The organism is Pelodictyon phaeoclathratiforme BU-1 (assembly GCF_000020645.1).
GTDB classification, from domain to species: domain Bacteria; phylum Bacteroidota; class Chlorobiia; order Chlorobiales; family Chlorobiaceae; genus Chlorobium; species Chlorobium phaeoclathratiforme.
Map to the genome: position 1 here is coordinate 956,142 of NC_011060.1, position 24,039 is coordinate 980,180.

At 48.8% G+C, this 24,039-nt stretch carries 18 protein-coding genes and 1 riboswitch; of the genes, 7 read left to right on the forward strand and 11 right to left on the reverse strand.

Translation table 11 applies throughout. From position 1 onward, the window contains the following. Positions 1-339: 339 nt before the first annotated feature. Complete coding sequence (locus PPHA_RS04570) at positions 340-1,629, reverse strand: 3-deoxy-D-manno-octulosonic acid transferase (protein ID WP_012507704.1); 1,290 nt, start codon at positions 1,627-1,629, stop codon at positions 340-342. Between the two features lie 323 nt (positions 1,630-1,952). On the opposite strand from PPHA_RS04570, the gene PPHA_RS15890 reads away from it, so the two are divergent. The 4 genes from PPHA_RS15890 to PPHA_RS04595 all read left to right on the forward strand — a co-directional run bounded on the left by PPHA_RS15890 (position 1,953) and on the right by PPHA_RS04595 (position 6,923). Continuing rightward, positions 1,953-2,639, forward strand: a complete 687-nt coding sequence (locus PPHA_RS15890; protein WP_190274026.1) for a hypothetical protein — start codon at positions 1,953-1,955, stop codon at positions 2,637-2,639. A gap of 307 nt (positions 2,640-2,946) precedes the next feature. Continuing rightward, positions 2,947-4,770 carry a DEAD/DEAH box helicase gene (locus PPHA_RS04585; RefSeq protein WP_041526429.1) on the forward strand — a complete coding sequence of 608 codons (1,824 nt, stop codon included), beginning with the start codon at positions 2,947-2,949 and terminating at the stop codon, positions 4,768-4,770. A gap of 97 nt (positions 4,771-4,867) precedes the next feature. Continuing rightward, positions 4,868-6,262 (forward strand): MBL fold metallo-hydrolase RNA specificity domain-containing protein, encoded by a 1,395-nt coding sequence (locus tag PPHA_RS04590; protein ID WP_012507707.1) that lies wholly within the window; start codon positions 4,868-4,870, stop codon positions 6,260-6,262. Positions 6,263-6,443: 181 nt separating this feature from the next. Continuing rightward, complete coding sequence (locus tag PPHA_RS04595) at positions 6,444-6,923, forward strand: DUF2721 domain-containing protein (protein ID WP_012507708.1); 480 nt, start codon at positions 6,444-6,446, stop codon at positions 6,921-6,923. Positions 6,924-6,935: 12 nt separating this feature from the next. Here the strand turns inward: PPHA_RS04595 and xerD are convergent, their stop codons facing one another. Next, positions 6,936-7,850, reverse strand: coding sequence for a site-specific tyrosine recombinase XerD (xerD, locus tag PPHA_RS04600; RefSeq protein ID WP_012507709.1), 915 nt, complete (start codon positions 7,848-7,850; stop codon positions 6,936-6,938). Between the two features lie 5 nt (positions 7,851-7,855). Beyond that, positions 7,856-9,193: a 16S rRNA (cytosine(967)-C(5))-methyltransferase RsmB gene (gene rsmB, locus PPHA_RS04605; RefSeq protein WP_012507710.1), complete on the reverse strand. Its 1,338-nt coding sequence runs from the start codon at positions 9,191-9,193 to the stop codon at positions 7,856-7,858. 108 nt (positions 9,194-9,301) lie between these two features. Next, positions 9,302-9,411, forward strand: a riboswitch (SAM riboswitch). Positions 9,412-9,533: 122 nt separating this feature from the next. Here rsmB and PPHA_RS04610 point away from each other — a divergent pair. Continuing rightward, the gene (locus PPHA_RS04610) at positions 9,534-10,826 is read left to right on the forward strand and encodes an O-acetylhomoserine aminocarboxypropyltransferase/cysteine synthase family protein (RefSeq protein ID WP_012507711.1); all 1,293 of its coding nucleotides are present in this window, start codon (positions 9,534-9,536) and stop codon (positions 10,824-10,826) included. Between the two features lie 5 nt (positions 10,827-10,831). Then, positions 10,832-11,908, forward strand: a complete 1,077-nt coding sequence (metX, locus tag PPHA_RS04615) for a homoserine O-acetyltransferase MetX (RefSeq protein ID WP_012507712.1) — start codon at positions 10,832-10,834, stop codon at positions 11,906-11,908. Here the strand turns inward: metX and serS are convergent. The 3 genes from serS to PPHA_RS04630 all read right to left on the reverse strand — a co-directional run bounded on the left by serS (position 11,893) and on the right by PPHA_RS04630 (position 14,486). After that, complete coding sequence (gene serS / locus PPHA_RS04620; protein WP_012507713.1) at positions 11,893-13,188, reverse strand: serine--tRNA ligase; 1,296 nt, start codon at positions 13,186-13,188, stop codon at positions 11,893-11,895. The two genes, metX and serS, sit on opposite strands and share 16 nt — an antisense overlap. Positions 13,189-13,206: 18 nt before the next feature. Next, on the reverse strand, positions 13,207-13,665 hold the full coding sequence (locus PPHA_RS04625; protein ID WP_012507714.1) for a GatB/YqeY domain-containing protein: 459 nt from the start codon (positions 13,663-13,665) through the stop codon (positions 13,207-13,209). A gap of 89 nt (positions 13,666-13,754) precedes the next feature. Further along, complete coding sequence (locus PPHA_RS04630; protein WP_012507715.1) at positions 13,755-14,486, reverse strand: SDR family oxidoreductase; 732 nt, start codon at positions 14,484-14,486, stop codon at positions 13,755-13,757. Between the two features lie 213 nt (positions 14,487-14,699). Here PPHA_RS04630 and PPHA_RS04635 point away from each other — a divergent pair, with 213 nt between their 5' ends. Then, on the forward strand, positions 14,700-14,954 hold the full coding sequence (locus PPHA_RS04635; RefSeq protein ID WP_012507716.1) for a cold-shock protein: 255 nt from the start codon (positions 14,700-14,702) through the stop codon (positions 14,952-14,954). 11 nt (positions 14,955-14,965) lie between these two features. Here the strand turns inward: PPHA_RS04635 and radC are convergent, their stop codons facing one another. The 5 genes from radC to PPHA_RS04660 form a co-directional block, all read right to left on the reverse strand. Then, positions 14,966-15,634: a RadC family protein gene (gene radC / locus PPHA_RS04640; RefSeq protein WP_012507717.1), complete on the reverse strand. Its 669-nt coding sequence runs from the start codon at positions 15,632-15,634 to the stop codon at positions 14,966-14,968. 137 nt (positions 15,635-15,771) lie between these two features. Continuing rightward, positions 15,772-16,200 (reverse strand): 6-pyruvoyl trahydropterin synthase family protein, encoded by a 429-nt coding sequence (locus PPHA_RS04645; RefSeq protein WP_041526690.1) that lies wholly within the window; start codon positions 16,198-16,200, stop codon positions 15,772-15,774. Between the two features lie 295 nt (positions 16,201-16,495). After that, positions 16,496-16,843 (reverse strand): hypothetical protein, encoded by a 348-nt coding sequence (locus PPHA_RS04650; RefSeq protein WP_012507720.1) that lies wholly within the window; start codon positions 16,841-16,843, stop codon positions 16,496-16,498. A gap of 239 nt (positions 16,844-17,082) precedes the next feature. Beyond that, positions 17,083-18,768: a ShlB/FhaC/HecB family hemolysin secretion/activation protein gene (locus PPHA_RS04655; protein ID WP_012507721.1), complete on the reverse strand. Its 1,686-nt coding sequence runs from the start codon at positions 18,766-18,768 to the stop codon at positions 17,083-17,085. Positions 18,769-18,853: 85 nt separating this feature from the next. Further along, a complete protein-coding gene (locus PPHA_RS04660; RefSeq protein ID WP_012507722.1) occupies positions 18,854-23,929 on the reverse strand; it encodes a two-partner secretion domain-containing protein in 5,076 nt (1,691 codons plus the stop codon). Positions 23,930-24,039 lie beyond the last annotated feature (110 nt).

A 24,039-nucleotide genomic window follows, 5' to 3' on the forward strand; every position in this document is an offset into this window, starting at 1 on the left:
AAATTATCAATGCATTACTAAAATACCCTGTCTCTTTTATTCAGTATTTCCTGATCTTTTTTCAGGATTATCAGTGCCTTTTATTAGCATTATTTCATTTATTTGCATTTAGTTACAGCGAGAGCAGTGTTTGAGCTGTTTCCTTTGTGAAGTTGGTAAAGAGTGGTGGCAAAGAAATACCATCGCCACAAAATGCGCTGGCCTGATACATGGAATCAGGTGAAGAATCTGCATAGTGTTTTCCGGAATGGAGGCTGCAGGGGTTGGCGTGTGGTGGATCATCTTTTGAAATGTGCAGGGGATATTTCGGGCGACTTCTGTCCCCCGACAGGTTCAGCTTCAGCCGGTTGTTTTTTCTTCATAGTAATGTTCAATAGATGCTGTTATTGCTGCCGTGGCACCGATGCTTCTGTGAACAAATGAGGTGGCATTCAATCCGCTCTTTTTTCTTGTTGCGGTGTCGGTTGTGAACTCTTTGAGTGCGGTGCCAAGCTCCTTCTGATCGTGAATGATTACAGCTCCGCCTGCTGCAGCAAGGCCTTCTGCTTCGGGGGAGTTGTGGCAGTGAGGGCCGAAGAGTACCGGAATGCCGTGGACTGCTGGTTCGAGGGTGTTATGGACATTGATACCGAACCCTCCTCCTACATAGGCTATTGATGCGATGGAGTAGAGTTCTGCAAGATAGCCTGTCTGATCGATAACGAGGATCTGCTTTTCGGGGTTGAATGTTGCGTTCAGGGCAGATATTGGCATAAAATCAAGTGAGCGCTGCTGCAGATCGTTGTAAAGCCGCTTCATGTTTTCGGGGTTCACCTCATGAGGCACAAGAACAAGTGACGCTCTTTTTTCAAGTTCCAGCCATGCGGGCAGCAGCACCTGCTCATCTTTATCCCAGACACTTCCGGCAACCAGTACCGTACGGTTTTCAAAGAGCGGTTTCAGGTGAGCAACCTTTCCGCAGTTCTGGCTCCGCAGAAAGACCTGATCGAACCTTGGGTCGCCTGCGGTTTCTGTTTGTTTGCAATTAAATATTGTTCTGAAAGCCGTTGTATCTTCTTCTGATACCGTAAAAATGCGGTCGAAGAGGTGAAAAATGCTCTCGTAAAAGCCTTTCAGTATGGGTTTAAAGTAGGGGCTCTCCTTCTGGAGTACTGCAGCGGCAAGGATCAGTTTTACACCTCTGTTTTTTGCTTCAAGGAGATGGTTCGGCCAGAAATCGTAGCGCATGAGAAGCAGGAGATCTGGCTTGATGAGTGAGAGCAGCTTGCTTGCATTATCGGGGGTGTCGGCTGGAAGGTAGAAGACCGCAGCGGCATCGTGGAAATTTTTTCGGGCATTGTAGCCGGAATCGGAAAGAAAGGAGACAAAAAGGGTGATTTCCGGATGCCTCTCTTTCAGTGCGGCTATTATTGGACGAGCCTGTTCAAATTCTCCGACCGAAGCTGCATGGACCCATAACCGGAAGGATGATGGGGTTATTGTATCTGTTTGTTTTTTCAGCTCTTCGAATAATTCTCTTCTTACGCTGAAAAATGTCCTGAGCTTTGGGTGCAACGTGCTGAATCGTTTTGCTGTACTGACAAGCAATGGGGAGAGCAGGGTATAGAAAGAGAGTGTGGATCTGTTCATATTCTTAATCTTTCTGTGTAATGAGCCTAAAGGTAATAAAAAAGTTAACGGCATCGTGCTCTCCGGTTTCTCTCTTGATAAAGAAACGCTATTATTTATGAAGGGAAGGTGCGTCATGTTGTCTGGGTTGTGAGGTTTGTTTTGGATATTTTTTTTGTGGCGGGAGATTTTGATTGCGGCAGGCGGGAGCAGGATGTTGCTCATGCCCTCAATAGAAGAATATTTTGATTATGATAGTTATGGTGATACGTCGTCTGCGTTTCCTGTGCATACTTTTTTTACTTGCAGGGCAAGTTTTTTTTGGAGCAGTTTCCGAGGCTGCCATGAGAGCTTATACTCCGAAGGCTGGCAGTCCGGAGCGCAGGATGTTGCTTGATCTTATGCGCCGAAAGGTTCTGGAGTTGCATCAGCTTGATGTGCTCTTTGTGGTCAGGGAGATGAAGCTGAGCAGTGGTTGGGCATGGGTGCATACGCTTCCTCGCTCAAAAGATGGGGTGGGTCGATATGAGGATTTTATTGCGATTTTCCATAAAAAAAACGGAGTATGGAGGATTGCTGAAATACCCTGTACAGAGCCGGATAATCCCAACTGCATTGATAGTCCGGATTATGTGACCCGCCTCAGAATGCGTTTTCCGGAGATGCCTGATGCCATTCTTCCCTCGGAAATGCTCTCTAAACAGAGAAATCCCTTTACCGGGTTTTGGCGAGAGAGCGAAGGGGAGATTCAGGAACTTGTCTTTTCCGCCAATCGTACTTTTTCTGTAACAGTTCACCCTTTTGAGACGTACAAGGATTATTGGGGTCATTATGTATATGATCTCAAGAAACGGACAATTGTTTTTGTCATGGATGGCGGGAATAGAAAGCCGGTTGATGTTGATCTTGATGGATTTTTCACGTTTAACAAAGCTGGTGATCTGGTTTTGGAAGGCATCTTTTTTGGTACTCTTTTTCAGGGAAAGCGGGAGGCGCATGGTTATTGTTTTAAAAAGTATGCAGATAAATAGCGGAGCGGAGAGGGGGGCTTTTCTGGCTTTAAAGAATAAATTCGTCTTTGGTAAAATAAAATCGTACTATACGACGTTTTTAATACGTGGTGAATATGCTAAGAAAGGACGCAGGGAAATTTAGTGGTCGTGTTGACTGATCATTTCCGGCGTTTGTGACGATACGATGGTACTCAGCATTGTCTGAAGTTTCCAGAATGTTTTCGGTTGATGAGAACTCTTCTTCATTTTTTTCTTTCCTGCATTGCTGCCACTCCCGCCTCGTACGAGGCTCTTTTTTATCAATGTTTCGGAACAGAAAAACACAATGAAAGAACAGCAATTATTGCCGATGGATTTTCTCGGCCTGCAGCTTGCAGAACCATTAATGAGGGCACTTGCCGATGTCGGGTATGAGAACCCTACTCCAATTCAGGCCCAGACCATCCCACTGATTCTTGAAGGACGTGACGTCCTTGGCCAGGCACAGACCGGTACAGGAAAAACTGCCGCTTTTGCCCTGCCAATTCTCTCCAATATTGATCTTGAACATGCTGAACCCCAGGCCCTTGTGCTGGCTCCTACAAGAGAGCTTGCCATTCAGGTTGCCGAGGCGTTTCAGCGTTATGCTGAACATCTCAAGGGTTTTCATGTTGTCCCGATTTACGGGGGACAGGACTACGGAATTCAGCTTCGCATGCTGAGACGTGGTGTGCATATTGTTGTCGGTACACCTGGTCGAGTTATGGATCATATGCGTCGTGGTTCGCTCAATCTTGCTTCGCTGAAATGTCTGGTACTGGACGAAGCCGATGAAATGCTCCGCATGGGATTTATTGACGATGTTGAGTGGATCCTTGATCAGACACCAAAAGGTCGTCAGGTTGCTCTTTTTTCGGCAACCATGCCGCCGGTTATTCGCCGTATTGCGCAAAAGTATCTGCATAATCCTGCGGAAGTCACCATACAGACAAAAACGACAACCGTTGATACCATTCGTCAGCGTTACTGGATTGTCGGCGGAAGTCACAAGATTGACATTCTGACCAGAATCCTTGAAGTTGAGCCGTTTGATGGCATGCTTATTTTTGTACGCACGAAAACCATGACACTTGAGCTGGCTGAAAAGCTTCAGGCCAGGGGATATGGCGCGGCAGCTCTTAATGGCGATATGCCCCAGAATCAGCGTGAGCGTACGGTTGACCAACTGAAGAACGGAGCGTTGAGCATTGTTATTGCCACCGATGTTGCGGCGCGAGGCCTTGATGTTGAGCGCATCAGCCATGTGATCAATTACGATATTCCTTCCGATACAGAATCCTATGTGCACCGCATTGGACGAACCGGTCGTGCAGGTCGCGCCGGTGATGCCATTCTGTTTGTCTCTCCGAGAGAGAAAAATATGCTCTACTCTATTGAAAGGGCAACACACAGTCGTATTGAGCTGATGGAGCTTCCGACGACAGAGGTTATCAACAACAAGAGGATAGCAAAGTTTAACCAGCGGATTACCGATACCATTGCCGCTGAAGATCTTGGATTCTTTACCAAGCTTATCGAGCAGTACTGTCATGAGCATGACGTTTCGGCAATTGAGGCTGCAGCAGCGCTTGCTTCGATGGTTCAGGGAGAGACACCGCTTCTTTTATCCAACAAGCCTGAAAAATCGCGTTCTTATGAAGAGCGGGAAGGATCAGGCAGGGATCGTGGTTCTGACAGAGAACGCAGCACAGACAGAGGCCGCAGTTCTGACAGGGATCGTGGACCGGTTAAAAAGAGAACCAAGGGTGAAACCTATGGTGATGAAGGCAAAGAACGCTATCGTCTTGAAGTTGGCAGTGAGCATGGTGTGAAAGCGGGCAATATTCTTGGAGCTATCCTGAATGAAGTTGGTCTTGATCCTGAATCGGTTGGTCATATTTCAATTAATGAGGGCTACAGCACGGTTGAACTGCCCCAGGGTATGCCGGATAACGTTTTTCATGAATTGAGAACAGTCCGGGTTTGTGGTCGTCAATTGCGGTTGAGCAAAATGGATGACCAGGAGCGTGAGTCTGCCTACGCTCCCAAAAAGAGTTTTAAAAAGCCCTTTAAACCGGCAGGAAAAGAGACCGCATTCTTTACCGGTAACAAAAAGAAGCGTAAGGGTTAATCCTTGCTTTCTGTTTTTTTCAGGCGGGGAATTTTTTCCCCGCTTTTTTTTGTTCAATTCTGAAGTCGTTCTTGCTGGATATCTGGGGTGGAAAATTATGGAAATTCAATTTTATGGCGCAACAGAGAGAGTGACCGGTTCGTGCCATATTCTTAGAGTGGGTGAATATACGGTTCTTCTGGATTGCGGTCTTATACAGGGGGCGCCTGCAGAGGAGCTCCTCAACAAGGAGCCCTTTCCTTTTGCTCCTTCTTCGATTGATGCCGTGGTTCTGAGTCATGGTCATATCGATCATTCGGGACGTCTGCCCTATCTCGTCAAGCAGGGATTCAGAGGCGTGGTTTACACGCAGCATGCGACAGTTGATCTTTGCAGGGTACTGCTGCTCGATTCGGCCTCTCTTGCCGAGCGGGATGCGGAGTTTCGCAGGAAGCATCCTTTAACGCGGCGTGATCGTCATGCAGAGCCCCTCTATACCCGTGAAGATGCATTGAGGGCGCTCAATACCCTGACGGGCCTGCCTTACCATGCAAAGCGGGAAATTCTTCCGGGAATCACCATTCGCTTCAGCGATGCCGGACATATTCTCGGTTCGGCTCTTGTTGAGCTTTGGCTGGAGGAAGATGGCGTGGCAAGGAAACTGGTCTTCAGTGGTGATGTAGGGCAGTATGGCTCTCCGATTCTCAATGATCCCGAAACGATAGGCCAGGCTGATATGGTCATCCTGGAGAGTACCTATGGTGATCGGTTGCATCGGGCGCTTGAGCAGACCCTTGCAGAAATAGGGGAGATTATCCGCTCGGCCAGTACAAAACATGGGAATATTATTATTCCGGCCTTTTCGATTGGCAGAAGCCAGGAGCTGCTCTATCTCTTTGGACGCTATTTTGAAGAGTGGGGGCTTGAGCGCTGGCAGGTTTATCTTGACAGTCCGATGGCTATCGAAGCGAGCCGTATTTACTGGGACTATCCCGAACTTCATGATGAGGATGCGCTTGCTTTTCGTCATGACACGAAGATGATGCCTCATCTGAACAACCTTCATTTTACTCCCACGGTTGAGCAATCGCAGGCGATCAATGGTGTTAAAAGTGGCGCCATCATCATTGCCGGGAGCGGGATGTGCAATGGAGGAAGGATTTTGCATCATCTGAAGCATCACATACAGCGTCCGGAGTGCTGTTTGCTCATGACCGGTTTTCAGGCAGAAGGAACACTCGGCAGGGCGCTTGTCGATGGAGAGAGTGAGGTGGTTATTCTGGGCAGGCGTTACCCTGTCAGGGCCACTGTTCACACTATTGGTGGTTTATCGGCGCATGGCGATCAGAATGACCTGCTTCGCTGGATGGGCGGTTTTACCAATAAACCAGAAGTTTTTGTTGTGCATGGTGACCAACCGGCTAAATCAATTTTTCGCAATGCTCTGGAAGAACGCCTTGGCCTGAAGGCTTCAATTCCGAAGCCTGGTGATATTGTTGCATTTGGCCCGTGAGTGTGTCGGTCAAGCTGCTCCTGCGGATTGTTTCGATTATGTAAAAATGATCACCCCACAGGTTGCAGGTTTTGTTTTAATTGCTATTTTCACAATGTTTTATAAGAGATGGTTATCGATGGCCAATCGGCTGCAGAGATGATGATGACGATCGTTTTTTTATGTTACCAACAAGGATGTTATGTCAGTTACTTCGTTCAAAGAGCTTGTTCCTATTCTTCAAACAGCAATCGGTCCGATGATTCTTATCTCCGGTCTCGGTCTTTTGCTTTTAACCATGACCAACCGACTTGGTCGTCTTATTGATCGTTCACGGTCGCTGCTTGATAATCTGGAATCCTATCCTGAGCAGTATATCCTCAGAATAAACCGTGAGATTGCTATTCTCTGGAAGCGGGCGCGTTATATCCGAATCTCTATTCTGCTGGCTTGTTTGACCTGCCTGGGGGCTTCATTGCTCATCATGTTACTTTTTCTCAGTGCGCTGGTCAATATCGATTTGCCGATGCTGCTGTCGGCAGTCTTTATTTTCAGTATGCTCTGCCTGAGTTTTTCGCTGATCTTTTTCCTTGTTGATGTGAACATGACCCTTTCAGCGCTGAAAATAGAGATGGAGAGCCATGACAAGAAGAGGCTGATTATTGAGACAAAGGGATACTGAGCTACGAATTTCTCATCCTCTCGGATGGAAGGTCTTGTGTACCTCTTTGATGAATAGGCGGTCGATGTGTGTGTAGATTTGTGTGGTGACGATGGAGCGGTGCCCGAGCATCTCCTGAACTGCGCGAAGATCTGCCCCTCCTTCGAGAAGATGGGTGGCAAAGGTATGTCGAAAGGTGTGCGGGCTGATATTTTTTTCAATCCCTGCCATGACGGCATACTTTTGCACCATCGTAAAGAGGGCCATGCGCGATAGCTTTATGCCGCGTGCATTCAGAAAGAGGTAGTCATCGGAGTTGCGCTGTACCAGGGCTATACGGAGTTCTGCCTGGTATCGGGTGACCCATCCAATGGCGGAAGTGCCGACGGGGACAAGCCTCTCCTTTGACCCCTTGCCGAAAATCCTTACAAAACCTGCATCAAGATAAAGGCTCTGCTGTCGGATGTTAATGAGTTCACTGACTCTGACACCTGTTGCGTAAAGGAGTTCAAGCATCGCTTTGTCGCGCAGCACATATTTACCGGGTGGGTTTACGCTTTGTGGGGCTGCCAGCAAGCGCATGGTTTCATCAACGGTCAAAACGCTCGGCAGGTACTGGGCCTTTTTTGGCTGATGGATGTTCTCTGCCGGGTTTGTGTTGAGTGTGCGTTCGATAACCAGAAATTTATGAAAGGATCGGATTGCAGAGATGTTTCGTGCTATTGAGCTTGCTTCGAGCCCTATGTCGTACAACTCTCCCATAAACTCCTCGATATGCTCTTTTGTTATCATCTCCAGTCTCCTGGAACGGTGCTGCATGAAGATCAGGTAGCGCTTGAGATCGTTGCTGTATGACTCCCGGGTGTTTGCCGAAAAGTTCCGCTCGATGAGCATATAGTTCAGGAAGCTCTCAAGAACGTTTTGGTAGTCATGATGCAACGTGTTCATCTCTTTCAGCCTTTTGCCTTACGCAACCGCTGGCAAAATCCACCATCAAAACCGGGGTGTTCGCCCGGGAGTGTGAGGATTGCTCCACATCCCTCATTGCTTTGCCGGAATTGTTCCGGGAGATGCTCACCAACGGGATCGGCAATAAAATCAGGATGTCTGCGAAGAAACGAATAAATTTGCAAGTTGTTTTCTTCGGGCTCGATGGAACAGGTAGCATAGACCAGAATACCATTTTCATCAAGCAGTTCTGCGGCATGATCAAGTAACTCTGCCTGCAGAACCAGAAGCTCCTGCAGCATTTCCGGGTTCAGTTTCCATCGAAGTTCAGCTCGCCGTCCAAGTACTCCGGTACCTGTACAGGGAGCATCGAGCAGAATGGCATCGGGATGGATTTCAGGCATAAAGCTTCGGGCATCCTCCATTACGGTTTTGATGATGGTGATGCCAAGAGCCTCTGCATGAGACTCTATTTTTTCAAGCTTCTGTTCATAGCGATCAACAGCGGTAATCTGCCCTCTGTTTTCCATCAGTTCAGCCATGAAGGTGGCTTTGCCGCCAGGTGCTGCGCACAAATCGAGGACATTGCTGCCGGGAGCGGGGTGCAACAGCAGGCATGCAAGAGCCTGTGTCGGGTTTTGAACCGTGAGGCGGCCGTCGATCACGGCGGGTTCAAAAGCGTTAAAATCTTTTGAGAGAAAGATATTGTCAATACCACTCTCTTCATGCATCACGGCGGCCATTGCCGGGTCAGAAAAAAAACGTCCTGCTGAATTTTTCAGTCGGTTTATCCTGAATCCAAAGGAGGGAAACTGGTTGTTATAGGAGAGGAGAGCCTCGCTTTTTTCGTTGCCGTATGCTGCGCTCCAGCGTTCGACGAGCCATTGTGGGTGTGAATATTTTACGGCGAGCTGCTCTTCATTTTTTTTTTCTTTCAGCCACTCGTCAAGGGTGACGCTTTCCGGAGTTATTTTTCTCAGAACGCCGTTGACCAGTTTCGACATTCGCTCACCTTTGTATTTTCTGGCAAGCTTCACGCATTCGTTGACGGCTGCCCAGTCGGGTACCTTGTTGAGGAAGAGGATCTGATAAACTCCAAGGCGAAGGATGTTTTTCATGATCGGCGCCGCCTTTTCAAGCTTGTGGTGGTAGAATTGGGCGATAACAAAATCAAGCTGAAGGCGGTAACGCAGAACGCCGTTGACCAGTCCAGTGGAGAGTGCCCGATCTGCACGGTTTAGTGTGGAGTGATGCAGCGATCGGTGCAGGAGCGTGTCGGATTGCTGTTTTCCGGTTTCAAGTGATTGCAGGACTTGTAATGCCAGTTCTCGAGCTGTGGTCATGGGTGATCATTAAAAACAATTAAAATGCATTGGCCATTCAGGCAGTTTGTAAAATACTATTCCCTGTTGTAGATTAATCGAACTAAATGTTCTTTTCAAGATTTCAAGCTATCATCCAGAAAGGTGGAGGGACTGGCCCTGAGAAGCCTTGGCAACCGTCATTGCTCTAATGAGCGGTGCCAATTCCATCCCGGCATAAAGACCGGGAATGATGATGGTATGCATGCCCTTCTGCAGCTACATACCTCTCTTCAGATATTTTTTCTTTAACCCGCTATTTACTAATGGGTTATCTCTATTCTTATGGAGTGATGGCGGCATTTTTCAACCATGGTTCATTATGAGTGAGACACCGCAGGCCCACAGGTTTGAGACGCTTCAGGTTCATGCCGGTCAGCGTCCTGATCCGACAACGAAGTCACGGGCGGTTCCGATTTATCAGACGACCTCCTATCTTTTTGACAGTGCAAAGCATGGAGCTGATCTTTTTGCCCTGAAAGAGTTCGGCAATATCTATACAAGGATGACGAACCCGACAACCGATGTGCTGGAACAGCGCGTTGCGGCGCTTGAAGGGGGCCGGGCAGCCCTTGCTGTTGCGAGCGGCCATTCAGCTCAGTTTATTGCCGTAGCTACGCTCTGTGAGGCGGGGGATAATATCGTTTCTTCCAGTTATCTTTATGGCGGTACCTATAATCAGTTCAAGGTGGCATTCCGTCGCCTCGGTATTGGTGTTAAGTTTGTCGAAGGATGTAATGTTGAGGCGTTCAGGACGGCAATCGATGAGCATACAAAAGCACTCTATCTGGAATCGATAGGCAATCCCGCTTTTCATGTACCCGATTTTGAGGCGATAGCGGCTGTTGCGGCTGAACATGGTATTCCCCTTATTGTTGATAATACTTTTGGTTGTTCCGGCTTTCTCTGTCGTCCTCTTGAGCATGGGGCTTCGATTATCGTGGAATCAGCGACAAAATGGATCGGAGGCCACGGCACTTCAATGGGCGGTGTTATTGTTGACGGTGGAACCTTTAACTGGGGAAATGGAAAGTTCCCTCTCCTCAGTGAGCCTTCTGACGGTTATCATGGCATGAAATTTTATGAAACTTTCGGCGATCTGGCATTTATTATCAAGGCTCGGGTTGAGGGGCTGCGTGATATCGGGCCTGCAATCAGTCCTTTCAACTCTTTCATGTTGCTGCAGGGGCTTGAAACGCTTTCACTTCGGGTTCAGCGACATGCCGACAATACGATGGAGCTTGCCCGCTGGCTCAACGAGCACTCTGCGGTTCAATGGGTAAACTATCCCGGGCTGGAGAGCCACCCAACCCATGAATTGGCTAAAAAATATCTGAATCACGGCTTTGGATGTGTCCTGACTTTCGGTATCAAGGGTGGATATGAAAAAGCCGTTGGGTTTATCGACAGTGTCCAGCTTGCCAGCCATCTTGCCAATGTTGGGGATGCCAAAACGCTGGTCATTCATCCTGCATCCACGACGCATTCACAGCTTACCCTGGCAGAACAGGAATCTGCCGGAGTTACCGCCGATATGATCCGGGTCTCACCGGGTATAGAGCATATTGATGATATTAAGGCTGATTTTGAACAAGCTTTTGCAAAACTGAGGTGAAGTGTATGAGAGCATATACCGGGATGATTTCCGAAAAAACAGCCTATTTCGATTCAACTGAACCTTTTAAGACTGAACTTGGCGCTCTGCTTCCTTCTGTAAGGGTGGCCTATAGAACATGGGGAAAGCTCAATGCCCGCAAAGACAATGTGGTGCTTGTTTGTCAGGCTCTTACGGGTTCTGCTGATGCGGACGGTTGGTGGGAAGGGATGTTTTCGCCCGGGGGAGCTTTTGATGAGAGTGAGGATTTTATCATCTGCAGCAATGTGCTTGGCAGTTGTTATGGTACAACAGGCCCAACCTCTCTGAATCCTCTCACCGGTCGCCATTATGGCCCTGATTTTCCACTGATCACCATCAGGGATATGGTTGAGGTTCAGCGTCTTTTGCTTGCCGGGTTGGGTATTGACCGTGTCAAACTGGCCGTCGGCGCCTCTCTGGGTGGTATGCAGGTTCTGGAGTGGGGTGCGCTCTATCCTGATGTTGTCCAGGCTTTGATGCCAATGGGCGCATCAGGACGCCACTCGGCATGGTGTATAGCGCAGAGTGAAGCACAGAGGCAGGCGATCTATGCCGATCGTGACTGGAATGATGGATGGTACGCCGATGGTCACCCTCCCGCAAAAGGACTTGCTGCGGCAAGGATGATGGCCATGTGCACCTACCGGAGCTTCGAAAACTTTCAGGCACGCTTTGGCCGGGAGTTTCATCATGGCACAACCTTTAAGGCAGAAAGTTACCTGCATCATCAGGGCCGAAAACTGGTTGAGCGCTTTGATGCCAATACCTACATTACTCTCACCAAAGCGATGGATATGCATGATCTTGGGAGGGGCAGGGCTGGTTACGAAGAGGTGTTGCGTTCGATTCAGCTCCCCGTGGAAATCCTCTCGATCAATTCTGATATTCTTTATCCGAAAGAGGAGCAGGAGGAGCTTGCCCGGTTTATACCGAAATCAAGCATTCTCTATCTCGATGAACCATACGGTCATGACGCTTTTCTTATTGATGTAGAAAAAGTCAGCCGTATGGTCAGGGAGTTTCTGGAAGGAAGGGCGTTGTCGGCTCACTCAGCAGCCTGAGTAATCTCGTCAAACCTGGTATAGTGCCGCAATACCTCCGGCACCATGATGGAGCCTTCCGCAGTCTGGTAGTGCTCAAGCAGGGAGACCATAAGGCGGGAGGTTGCCAGGCCTGAGCCATTCAGGGTGTGGACGAACTCCGGTTTTGCATTACTCTCCGACTTGAAACGGATGTTGGCGCGCCGGGCCTGGTAATCTTCAAAGTTTGAACAGCTTGATGCTTCAAGATATTTCTGCTCGGCTGGTGACCAGACCTCGATATCATAACATTTCGTTGCATTGGCGCTGATATCGCCGCTGCAGAGTAAAAGTACCCGGTAGGGGATTTTGAGCGCAGTGAGAATTGCTTCAGCGTTTTCTCGAATCGTTTCAAGCGCCTCATACGACTCTTCCGGTCGGGTGAACTTTACCATTTCCACCTTGTTGAACTGGTGCACCCTGAGGAATCCTCTGGTATCTTTGCCGTAACTTCCCGCTTCGCGACGGAAACAGGCTGAATAGGCTGCATAGGAGATTGGGAGCGTTTTTGTATCCAGCATCTCTCCCCGGTGCAGGTTGGTTATCGGTACCTCGGCTGTTGGTATGGCGTAAAGATCATCCTCCTCCATGTGGTAAACCTGATCGGCAAATTTTGGCCACTGCCCGGTTCCTCTGAGCGACTCCTGATTGACGAAAAAGGGCGGAAAGACCTCTGTATAGCCGTGACGTTCGGTATGGCAGTCGAGCATGAAATTGATCAGTGCACGTTCAAGTCGAGCCCCTTTGCCGATATAGACAGGAAATCCCGCTCCGCAAACTTTTGCGCCCCGTTCAAAATCAAGAATCCGAAGGGATTTGCCCAGTTCAAGATGGTTCTTGAGCGGAAAGTCAAGATGGTAGGGAAAAGATATCGGCTCCTTGAAGATCTGGTTGTCGTCAGCAGAACGTCCGACAGGAACGGATGGATGCAGCTTGTTGGGGAGGCCCAGAAGAATGGTTTCAATCTCCTCTTCAAGATGGCCAAGCGAGGTATCCATTCCGGCAATTTCTTCCGATACTGATTTCATCTGGAGGATAAGTTCGCCGGATGAGCCAATACCACTTTTTTTTATCTCTGCGATCTCTTTTGAAACTTTGTTGCGCAGTGCTTTCAGATCGTCCGAACGCTGAACCAACCCTTTGCGCTCCCTGTCGAGGTTAAGAAGCTGTTCAATTTTTGGTTCTTCAGAAGCAAGCTGGCGGTTGTGCAGCATGGAAATGATTTCTTCGGGATGCTGACGGATAGTGTTGATATCAAGCATGATGATATTGAGAAAGGGTTATACTGAAAGCAGTGACTTGACGATCTCCTGGACTTTTGTGCCGTCCGCCTTCCCTTTAAGCGCTTTCATGGCCTGACCCATGACCTTGCCGATATCTTTCATTGATGTTGCTCCTGTTTTTGCAACAATGTCTTCCACAATAGCCCTGACATCATCATCGGAAACCGGTTCCGGCAGATACTCTTCGATCACGGTGAGTTCCGAAAGCTCTATTGCTGCAAGGTCAGGACGGTTTCCGGCTGTAAACTGTTCGATGGCATCTCTCCGTTTTTTTGCAAGGCTGACGAGTACCTCGATCTCCTGTTCGTCAGTCAGTACGGCTTTACCGGCAACGCGGATGGATACCTCTTTTTCAAGGAGTGTTGCCCGGATGGAACGGATGGCGTTCAGACGGGTTTTGTCACCGCTTTTCATTGAATTTTTCAGATCCAGATCTATTTGTTCTTTCAGACTCATGTTTTTTCAGCTCAAAAATTATTTTTTAAAAAGAGGAATGGCAAAATACAGGAAAAAAAGCGGCTTTCCCACAAGAGCTTCTGCTTTGTTCACTCATTGATATCCCCGCAAACCGGTCTGAGCACCAGCTCTTCCACCGACGTTCTCTGTGGCATGAAATAGGCGTTGACGACGGGAGCGGAAATATCTTCAGGCCTCATCATGACGGACTTCATGGCATCAGGAACTTCACCCCACATTGGCGTATAAACCGCACCGGGCATGACATTGGTAATACGGACATTACACGTTTTAGCATATAAGCGTATTGCCTCGACCAAGCCTTTCTGCCCAAATTTGGACATGCAGTAGATCGAAGAACTTTTGAAAGCTGTTTCTGCGGCAATGGAGGTGATAAAGAAAATATGACCCGACCGTTTCTTTTCCATCAGGGCAAAAACTCTCTGTGTGAGGAAAAAAGTGCCTTTGAGGTTTGTTGCTATCGTATAATCAAAATCCTCTTCTGTCAATTCGGTGAATGGCTTGAATCGTCCAACGCCAGCATTGTTGATCAGACAATCAATTGTGCCGTAGCGCTCCAGTGTGGTGCTGACAAGATGCTCAATCTGGGCGGGGTCGGCAATGTCCACAGGAAAGATATCTGCTGCTGCTTCGAAAGAACGGCATTCGGACGCAACTGACTCCAGATCCGAAATGGTTCTTGATGCAAGGATCAGGACGGGCTCAAATCCTTCGTGCTTCACGGTAGCTTGTGCAAATTCAAGGGCAATGGCTTTGCCGATTCCTTTGCCAGCGCCGGTTATGATGATGATTTGTTTCATGTTAATTGTGTGTTACTGTTTTGTTCCTGTCGGATAGAGATGGTTTTTAGCTTTTTTTCCGAAGTACTGAGGCTGTAATGTTTTTGTGTTTTTCGTTTGGAATGGCGAAATAATTGTTGAAAATTCCATATATTTGCAGCATAAGTAAACTGCGGGTGCGTCCATTCCTATCGCATTGCACATCCTCGAAAATGGTAAATTGTAACGTTTATCATGGCACTAAGCAAAGTTAAATGGTTCGATGGCAAAAAAGGCTACGGCTTTCTTCTGAATCCGGATGGAGGAGAGGATATTTTTGTTCATTTTTCGGCAATCCAGTCAGAACAGAGTTTCAAGGTACTGAATCAGGATGCCGAAGTTGATTTCGAGCTCGATAAAACCCAAAAAGGGCTGCAGGCAAAGAATGTTCGTGAAGTTTCACTGAACGGCTTGTCGAATAGGCAATCTTCCCGGATGTCGTTTGGCTGAAGAGAGCGCTATCAGAGAAGGCCACTTTCCCGAAAGCTGAAACATCCTGTTTTTCCTATAATGATATGGTCGAGCAGGTCGATCTGGATGACTGTGCTTGCCTGTTTGAGGAGGTCGGTGACCTGCTTGTCGGCATTGCTCGGTTCAACATCGCCTGAAGGGTGGTTATGAACAAGAATGATGGCATGGGAACTCTCTTTTATAGCGGACTTGAAAACCTCCCGAGGGTGAATGAGGGCGGCATTCAGTGTTCCCACAGAGACAAGCTCGGTTTTGATGATCTGGTTTTTGGTGTTCAGGTGCAGTACAAAGAGATGCTCTTTTGTTTCATCCGGAACCCGTCCTGCCATGTATTCAAAAACATCGCGTGCAGCCTGTATTTTTTTATTAAGATTGCGGCTGTAATGGAGTCGTTTGTTCAGTTCGAAAATAGCTACAATCTGCATGGCCTTGGCATCTCCGATTCCTTTGACCTTCTTCAGCTCTTCAAGCGTTATATTGGCAAGTTTTTCAAGGCTGTACCGGGCAATCAGTTCATTGCAGGTATCAACAATGTTGAGGTTTTTTGTTCCGGTGCGCAGGATAATTGCAAGCAGTTCAGCCGGGCTGAGCGAAGCCGCTCCGCTGCGGAGAAGGCGTTCCCTCGGCCGGTTGTCCGGGTCAAAATCATGGATTCGCATGGTTCATCCTCTCCTGTTGCTGTTGAAATTTTTTAATTTTTCACGCAAAAACAGCGTACTGAGGCAACGTAAAGAAAAAGAGGGAGAAGTGAAAATACTCTTTTACCGTTTGGTTCGGGCAGCCCGGAGAGGAGTGGTTACCTGCCGTCAAAATCGGCCCAGTTGTTCGGGGTTTCATACCAGCGGAGTTGTTTAAGTGTCACTCCATCAGGCAGATGGGGCTGGATCTGGTTGAATGCCCATTTTGCAAGGCATTCTGCTGTTGGTGGCTCATCGGTAATGAGCACCCTTGAATTACGCTTTACGATAAAGTCGAGATCCTCATGATCCTCCTTCCACACAGCAAAGCCGTGGTCGAGCTTGTCGTGAATGTGCTCTATCAAAATGTCCTTCAAAAATTTAAAATCCATCACCATTCCCTCCTCTCCATCACCCTTGCGTTCAATCAGATTCCCTTCGACCGTTGCAACAACCACCCCCCGGTGGCCATGCAATTGGTTGCAGAACGAAAAGCTGTTCGGAAGTGTATGGCCGTAATCGATCTCTATTTTTCGTGAAATGCGCATCATCTCTGGATATTCTCAGTTACCGGTTTCTCTCGGGCTCTGCAAAGTGTACACAAAAATTATTGTTTCGCCAATTTGCGGCTTTTTTTTGATTGGTTTTGCCGTATTGCCAGTCGGATGAATCGGCAGAGAGGTTTCCGTGCCCTATGGGTCATTTTTGAAATCGGATTTATTTGCTGTGAAAAGCTCCTGTAGTGCGATTTTGTGAAGCTTGTGGAGCAAAGATGGGAATACTTGAAAACGAAGAGGTGGCTTCCACGGAACGGTCAAGAGACCGTTCCGTGGAGTGCCAGGATTATGGCCGAGTCCAGATTGATCCTCCGAAGCCGCCGGTTTTATAGGTGGCTGTGGCTTTATTCGGAGTATCCAGTCGAAGGATCAGGATCCCTTCCTGCATGATCTGACCTTTTGGAACATCAGCCCAGCGAAGAATGATCTGATTTCCATCGATGTAACCTGATGCGACATTGGACCAGACTGGAGCCGTTGGTGAGCGCTCTCCAAACCAGAATACCTCCTTTCCAAGCTGTCGCAGGTAATAGTTGCCTCCGTCATTACAGCTCCATTTGCCTGTAAGATCAGCGAATGCCAAGGCAGGAAGTGAGAAGAGGAGAAGAAAAAGCAGGGTTTTCAGTTGTTTCATTTTTACCTCCGTGGTTGGTGTTTAAAAAACAGGAGGAATACGCTCCTCCCTGATAGGTTGCGCACAATTGCGAAGAGGATTTTTTTGTGCGCCGTACTGCTTTCACAGCGACAAAAAACAACAGAAACAATTTATTCGTTCAACAATTGTACGTCCTTTTTAACTGGTGTTTTTTGCGCTTTTTTGACTTGTTGTGGCTTTTGTTCAGGCTCTACTGCCGGGATTATGCGTCATGATTGTTAGAACCGCTTTACTGCCTGAACAAAAATCATCGGGGTGTCGGATGGTTCGCTCTCTCCGGCGATCTTCCATGCGCAGGTTGCCTGCAAGTTGTAGTTGGCGGCATTGAACCATTTTATGCCGATCCCTGCTCCGGTAAGGTTGCGGCTGTTATCGTCGGTATCCGGAGTCGGTTTTGCATGAAGGAGGGCATATCCATGGTCAATAAAAGTAATGAGTTGTACTGTGCCGGGCAGCTCTCCGATAGAGCTGATCAGGTAGCTCATTTCGACGGTTGCAACCACACCCCTGTCACCGTAAGATTCTCCCCGTTGCCATGCACGTACTGCGGAGGGTCCTCCCAGAGAGAGTTGTTCCGAACTGGTCAGGTTTTTATTGCTCCATTGTCCATATGCTCCTGCGTAAAGAGCTAATCCGTGAGCAATGGTCTGGTTTCGGGCGAGGGCCATGGTAAGCTTCGAATAACTGCCGTTGGTGTGTAAGCCGCTTGATAATTGGTCAATGGAGAGTGTTTCCGAATCGTTGATATCCAGTCGCCCTCCGATAATACCAAGGGAGAGTGAGGTTGACCCGCCTCCCAGAATCCTGTCTTTTTGTATGCCGGTAATGCCAGCCTGCCACGATGTGGTGTGACGTCGATTTCTTGATGTACTCCCAATTCGGTCGTTTAACCCTCTTCCTTCCGCAGCAACGGTTGCATTCATAAGCAGATTTCTCTGGCGTATGAGTGGCTGGGTAAGGGCAAAAGTCAGGTTATGGGCGTCACCCTCTGCATTCAGTGTTTTGAATAATCCACCGAGGCGATAGGTGAGATAGTTATAGTTCACTCCGATCCTTGTGCCATAGGGTGTTAGCGGCACGGTATAACCGGCCAGCATATTTTGCAGATCTCCGGTTGTTGATGTCTGCAGTCGAAGGGTGAACTGATCTCCGAGATGAAGTGGAGAATAGAGTTCCATGGTGCTCCCGACACGATTTTCTCCGGTTGGCGGGTTTCCATAGTTGTCAATGTCGAATGAAAAACTGATGGGCCTGCCTTCGCTGACTTCAAGGGTTGCTTTTGTGTAACCGGGTCTGGAGCCCGGTTCGAGAAGAATTCGGGAGGAGATATTGGGTAGTTCATTGGTTTTCATGACCATAGAGGTAAGGGAGCCCTCCTCCAGAGGTTGTTGACCGGGTACCTGACGTGCATAGCTTTCAAGGAGAGATTTTCGTATTCTGGTGTTCATCGGAATGGTTTTAACCTCTATGTTTTCCAGGACACCCTCGATGATTTCAATGGTAATGGACATGCCTGGTGTTACCGTTTGAGGCGGGAAAAAGAGTGAGGCAAGGAAATATCCTTTTTTGCGGTAAGCGTTGGTGATTGTTCTGGAGGCATCAGTCAGCCCTGCAAAGGTCATCTCTTTGCCAACGCAGTTTGCCATGAGTTGTGCAAGTTCCTCGCTTGAAAAAAGGGTGTTTCCGATAAAATGAAAGCCAGTTACCCTGACCAATGCACCCTCTGGTGCCTGTTCTTTTCCTGTTTCCGGCTTTTGGAAAGTCGGAGCTTCCTTTTGTGGTATCAGAGATGGAGGGGGAGTACTCTCCATGAGGAGCTGGCCAGCGTCAGGAGGAGTTGCTGCATAGAGGGTGCTTGCCGTAACGGTTGAAGCGAACAAGAGTATTTTCCATAATGCTGCCATGCTGGACTCCCTGAAAATTATTAACAAGTGATTTCAATGGTTCCGAGTTGAGTCAATCGGCAAACGATCAATGTTATAGTGTTTTTTATCCGATTGTTATCAGTACAATTGACCGGCTCTCGCCACCAAACTTGTCTTTGGCGACCAGCTCAATCCTGTATTTTCCTATTGCCTCTTTTGGCGCTTTCCCGCTTATTATTTTTCGTTTGGGGTCAAATGAGATCCATGACGGTACTGCTGTGCCATTGATTGAGTGTGCTTCGAGAGTGACAATTGCATCGGGATTGCTGTTGCTGAAGATGCTGTCAGGGAGAGAAAAAAAGAACAATGCTTCTGCTCTTGCTGGCACGGTTATCGTCTCGGGAGCAATAAGGTCACCACTCTGGGAGCTGTATTTTGTATTCTTAATGGCTCTTCGCCTTACGATAAAACTTTTCTGTGGCGAGTTGATTGTCTGATCAGGTTTATTGAAAAGGGTTTCGCCAGAAAGAACTCTTTTTGCTCGATGTTCTGTTTCAGATTGCCAGCTCAGTATCGGATTGATCTCATTAAAGTTGATCGGCTGTTTTTCAACCGTATAAATGAGCCCGGTGCCTGCTGTAAAGGTGAAGCCAACACTGCTTGACAGGCCGCCAGCATATTCTATCAAGTAGTTGCCTGTTTTCGATGTTGCATTGGGAAATTCGCTGACCATCATGGTGCCATGAAGTCCGATATTTTCAGCATTATCTTCGCTATCGGCAAAACCCGTGAGTGTATAGCCGAAAGTAGCAACAGGCCATGTTCCGAAAGTGCTGCTGGCGCTGCCGCTGGTCAAGGTGGTGGTGACATAAAGCAGGTTCGGAAGAGAGGCATAGATAAACCCATTGCCGGATTCGTTGATGTTGAAGGGTGGGTAGCTTGTATAACTGGCATTGTAGTGACGAAAGTCTGATTTCAGTCCGCCTTTGATGGTTGCTTCTGGATTGTCAGAATAGACGATCCATCGGGCTGTTCCGTTGGTGGAGAGTCTTGCATTTGCGCTATTGTCGAAATCGTTACCTGCCAGAATAATCGTGCTCCCCTCTGTCGCTTCGCTTGCAAGAGTTCCTGAGGCGAGAGTGATACCGGAGCCCTCTGTCGGCCCGAAGTTCAGGGCGATGATGTTGCTGGCGGTGATGTTGCGCAAGGTGATGTCACCGCTCTCCCTGTTGGTATTTCCCGATCCATCGCGCAGTTCGATGGCTACATTTCCTGAACCTGCGATGATCGATGTGCCTTCACCCATGGTGATTGTTGCGTTTCCTGCCGAACGCCATTGATCGACGACTCCATTTGCCTGAGTATCGTTCGAAGCCATTGTCAGATTGCCGTTATCGGTTGAGATAGTCGCATTGAGCAGTATGCTTTTTCCTGCATTCAGGTAGAGATTTCCCCCGTTTCCAAGGGGATTGTCGGCGATGATGGATGAATTGATGGTGATGTCATTGTTTGCCTTCAGAACGACCTGGCTCCCTTTATTGAGCAGCGCGGTTATTTGTGATGGATGGAAGGTGTTGGCAGCATCCGGGTTGAAACGGTATTCCTGCTCAACAGATTCCTGTTCGGGGTTCGGGGTAAGAATCTCTACCCAACCCGTTTCGTTTGCTTGGTTAAAAGAGCTGACAACGAAGCTCCCGTTCATGCTGCCGATGGTGAGCGCTGTAATGCCGCCAATACCGAGTTGATCCTCTTTGCTGGATCCAACAAGGCTGTTCAAGGAGCTTATTGCTCCGGTCGTGTTGTTGTTGACTCCATCCAGCAAGGTCAAGGCACCAGCATTGGTTAATGTCCCATTGTTCCATAATGGAGAAGAGACGACATAATTACCGTTGGGCAGAGCAGTCACTGTTCCGACCTGATCGCCTGTTTTCGAGCCGACCAGACTGTTGGAAGCGTTGATTACTCCGGCACTCCCTCCAAGACCATCTCCCCAGGTCACCGCGCCGGTATTGGCCGTTGTTCCCTGATCCCATAGTATGGAAGAGGCAACATAATTACCGTTACTCAAAGCGGTTATGTTATTTTTCCCTGAACTGTCTGATCCGGCATAGTCATTTTTGCTTGAACCGATCAGACTGTTCTCTTCACCAATCACTCCTGTAGTTCCCTCGAAACCATTTCCCCAGGTCACTGCACCTGCGTCGGTAGCCGGACCATTGTCCCAGTATGGGGATCCTACGACGTAGTTCCCGTTTGTGAGGGGTATTATATTGTAACGTGTTCCGTCATTGACAGTTGAACCAACCAGACTGTTGCCAGGGCTTATGGTACCGACCGAGCCTCCATTGCCATTTCCCCAGCTTACTGCTCCTGCGTCAGTGGCCGTGCCGTTGTCCCAATGCGGCCATGCCGCTACGTAGTTTCCGTTGGTCAGTGCCGTCACTGTTGAACCAAGCCCATCACTGGCTGCTGAACCGGTCAGACTGCTGGAACTACTTATCATTCCGGCAGTTCCACCGATTCCATTACCCCAGGTCACTGCACCAGCATTAGTCGTTGGACCATTATCCCATTCGGGGGATCCAACCACGTAGTTGCCATTGGCAAGAGCTGTAACATAAGCTGAAGCAAGGTCATTTGCTGTTGATCCCACCAGACTGTTCGTCGTGCTTATTACTCCGATGGCACCATTGATTCCATTACCCCAGGTCACCGCTCCTGCGTCAGTAGTTGTACCATTGTCCCATGAGGGTGATGTGACCACGTAATTGCCATTGGTCAGTGCCGTTACCCCGGTTCCAACTTTATCCTCTTTTTTTGAACCGACGAGGCTGTTTGTTGCGATTATTGTTCCGACAGCGCCGTTGAGTCCATTCACCAGGGTTGCCATACCTGCATTGGTGATTGAGCCATTATCCCAATTTGGTGCGCTTACAACGTAATTACCGTTTGTCAGGGCAGTGACGCTGCCAACCTGATCGCCGGTTTTGGAGCCGACCAGACTGTTGGTCGCGCTTATTGTTCCAACTGTTCCGCCGAGACCGTTCGACCAGGTTACGGCACCGGCATTGGTAACAGTTCCTTTGTCCCATAATGGAGATGAAACGACGTAATGGCCATTCGTCAATGCTGTTACCGTACCAACCTGATCATTTTTTTTGGAACCGACGAGGCTGTTGGCAGCACTTATTACCCCAATCGTTCCGCTGAGCCCATTCCCCCAGGTGACAGCCCCGGCGTCGCTGGCTGTACCATTGTCCCAGTCTGGTGAGCTGACCACGTAGTTTCCGTTGTTCAGAGTGATTACACGGATTGAAGTACCATCATTGACTGTAGAGCCCACCAAGCTGTTGGTGCCAGATACGCTTCCGCTTACGCCGATACTCTCATTAATCCATGTGACTGCGCCAGCAGCAGCTTGATCTCCATTCGACCATTCAGATGTTGAGGTTACAGCACTCTTCCTGCCAGTCAGTGCAGTGACCGTTTCACCTACCTGGTCATTGGCTGTTGAGCCGCAGAGCATGGAGAGCAAGGTTCCATCTGGCCTGTAGAGTCTGACAGCTCCGGCATCGGTTGCAACGAAATCATCGAAGGGGCTGGCAACAAGAATGTTGCCGTTGCTCAGCTCAAGGATATCTCCGGAGCCATGCTGATCACCCTCTGCCGGGTTTGCATCAGGCAAGGGAATAAGGGAAAAGAGGGGAATTGTGACACTGGCGTCAATGGTGATATTTTGCGGGTCAAGCAGCAGAAAGCCGTTGTTGCCATGAGGCGCGCCTGTGCTGACCTGGCCGGAGATCGTGAGTGTTTCGTGGCTGGAGAGCTCGACCTCTCCTCCGTTCCCACTGATATGGCCTCCCATGGCTTCAATTGTGCCGGAAAAAGCGGTTGAGTGATCTGACCAGAGTACTACCGTACCGCCATTGCCATTTTCAAGAGCGTTGGCCCTGATGTTGCAGCTCCCGGTTACTGTGGTGGATTCGGCGTTGGCCAGATAGTTGCTTTTTCCTTGCCAGCCACCCCCGATGAGAATGCTTCCTCCTCCATTCTGGCCATTAGCTTCTATCTGAGCTCCGGCGAGAAACGTTTGTGGTGCAGTGATGCTGATCTGCCCGCCTCGTCCCGAACTGCCGTTTGCACTGAACATTCCAGAGAGATAGAGTCCCTTTCCTGCATCAAGCTCAATCTGGCCACCCTCTTCTCCATCGGCAGTCATGCGGCTTGCTGCGGTTTGCTCAATGTTACCTGTTGCATCAATTGCTATTGTTCCTCCACTGGCAGAGCCCCCGGCATTCCAGGTGCCAGCATCGATAAGGTTGTTGCTACTGACAGTGATTGCAGAAGCGGTGAATGTGCCTGTGTTGATGATTGATGCGCCTTCGAGCACGATGGTGCCATTGCGTTCCTTCATGCTGGTTGCACGAACCTGACCACTGTTATTTACCACGGAGGCAAGCAGAGCGTCGGCGGCCGAGGCTTTTATCACCACTCTTCCATCGTTGGCTTCGATCACGCCGCTGTTTCTGATCTGAGCATTATATGCCGTCTCTTCAACTCTGATTGCTACCAGACCGGAGGGGTCAATGTTGAGGGTAATTTTTTCACCGGCGGCTATTCCTGTTGTTCCGCCTGTGGTGACAATAGTGCCGGTGTTCGAGACATTTTTTCCAAGCAGCGCTATGAATCCACCACTCAAAGAGCCCTGATTTATTACTGAACCCACCGTGCCATGCCGGAAGAATGCATATTTTTCTGAGAGGAAGTCGCTGTTTCTGATATCGAGTGTAGAGGTCACCAATCCTCCAACGTTGATGCTGGCGCCGGGAGCAAACAGTACGCCGTTCGGGTTCACCAGAAAGATGCGTCCGTTTGCGGAAAGCGTACCGAACAGTTCAGAAGGATCCTCACCCGAAACCCGGTTGAGGAGGGCGGAGCGGCTGTCAGGCTGGACTACGTTGACGCTTTCACCTCTGCCGATACCGAAGGAGCTCCAGTTGATAATGGCTTGGCGGCTCTGTTGCTCAATTTGCATTGCTGTGAGTGATGGAGTGCTGATGGTGGCCTTTCCGGCAGCCAACTCACCCCCGGCGGGCAAAGCGACAACCTCGTGTCCAGCAAGCAGGGAGAAAAGTACAACAACAGCGACAACTACTGTACTCCTGACATTGCTCCTGATAAAGCTATGGGTGCTGCACATTGAATCCGGAAAATATTACAATTATATTGCTTTGAACGCTTCTTCGTAGTTACGCAAAATTACAGTAAACACAAAGGGGCCTGCTGAATTTTATGTGACTCTATCTTTGA

Coding starts and splice junctions, on each gene's coding strand:
- PPHA_RS04570 (WP_012507704.1), bottom strand. CDS start 1,629: ATGAACAGATCCACACTCTCTTTCTATACCCTGCTCTCCCCATTGCTT.
- PPHA_RS15890 (WP_190274026.1), top strand. CDS start 1,953: ATGAGAGCTTATACTCCGAAGGCTGGCAGTCCGGAGCGCAGGATGTTG.
- PPHA_RS04585 (WP_041526429.1), top strand. CDS start 2,947: ATGAAAGAACAGCAATTATTGCCGATGGATTTTCTCGGCCTGCAGCTT.
- PPHA_RS04590 (WP_012507707.1), top strand. CDS start 4,868: ATGGAAATTCAATTTTATGGCGCAACAGAGAGAGTGACCGGTTCGTGC.
- PPHA_RS04595 (WP_012507708.1), top strand. CDS start 6,444: ATGTCAGTTACTTCGTTCAAAGAGCTTGTTCCTATTCTTCAAACAGCA.
- xerD (WP_012507709.1), bottom strand. CDS start 7,850: ATGAACACGTTGCATCATGACTACCAAAACGTTCTTGAGAGCTTCCTG.
- rsmB (WP_012507710.1), bottom strand. CDS start 9,193: ATGACCACAGCTCGAGAACTGGCATTACAAGTCCTGCAATCACTTGAA.
- PPHA_RS04610 (WP_012507711.1), top strand. CDS start 9,534: ATGAGTGAGACACCGCAGGCCCACAGGTTTGAGACGCTTCAGGTTCAT.
- metX (WP_012507712.1), top strand. CDS start 10,832: ATGAGAGCATATACCGGGATGATTTCCGAAAAAACAGCCTATTTCGAT.
- serS (WP_012507713.1), bottom strand. CDS start 13,188: ATGCTTGATATCAACACTATCCGTCAGCATCCCGAAGAAATCATTTCC.
- PPHA_RS04625 (WP_012507714.1), bottom strand. CDS start 13,665: ATGAGTCTGAAAGAACAAATAGATCTGGATCTGAAAAATTCAATGAAA.
- PPHA_RS04630 (WP_012507715.1), bottom strand. CDS start 14,486: ATGAAACAAATCATCATCATAACCGGCGCTGGCAAAGGAATCGGCAAA.
- PPHA_RS04635 (WP_012507716.1), top strand. CDS start 14,700: ATGGCACTAAGCAAAGTTAAATGGTTCGATGGCAAAAAAGGCTACGGC.
- radC (WP_012507717.1), bottom strand. CDS start 15,634: ATGCGAATCCATGATTTTGACCCGGACAACCGGCCGAGGGAACGCCTT.
- PPHA_RS04645 (WP_041526690.1), bottom strand. CDS start 16,200: ATGCGCATTTCACGAAAAATAGAGATCGATTACGGCCATACACTTCCG.
- PPHA_RS04650 (WP_012507720.1), bottom strand. CDS start 16,843: ATGAAACAACTGAAAACCCTGCTTTTTCTTCTCCTCTTCTCACTTCCT.
- PPHA_RS04655 (WP_012507721.1), bottom strand. CDS start 18,768: ATGGCAGCATTATGGAAAATACTCTTGTTCGCTTCAACCGTTACGGCA.
- PPHA_RS04660 (WP_012507722.1), bottom strand. CDS start 23,929: ATGTGCAGCACCCATAGCTTTATCAGGAGCAATGTCAGGAGTACAGTA.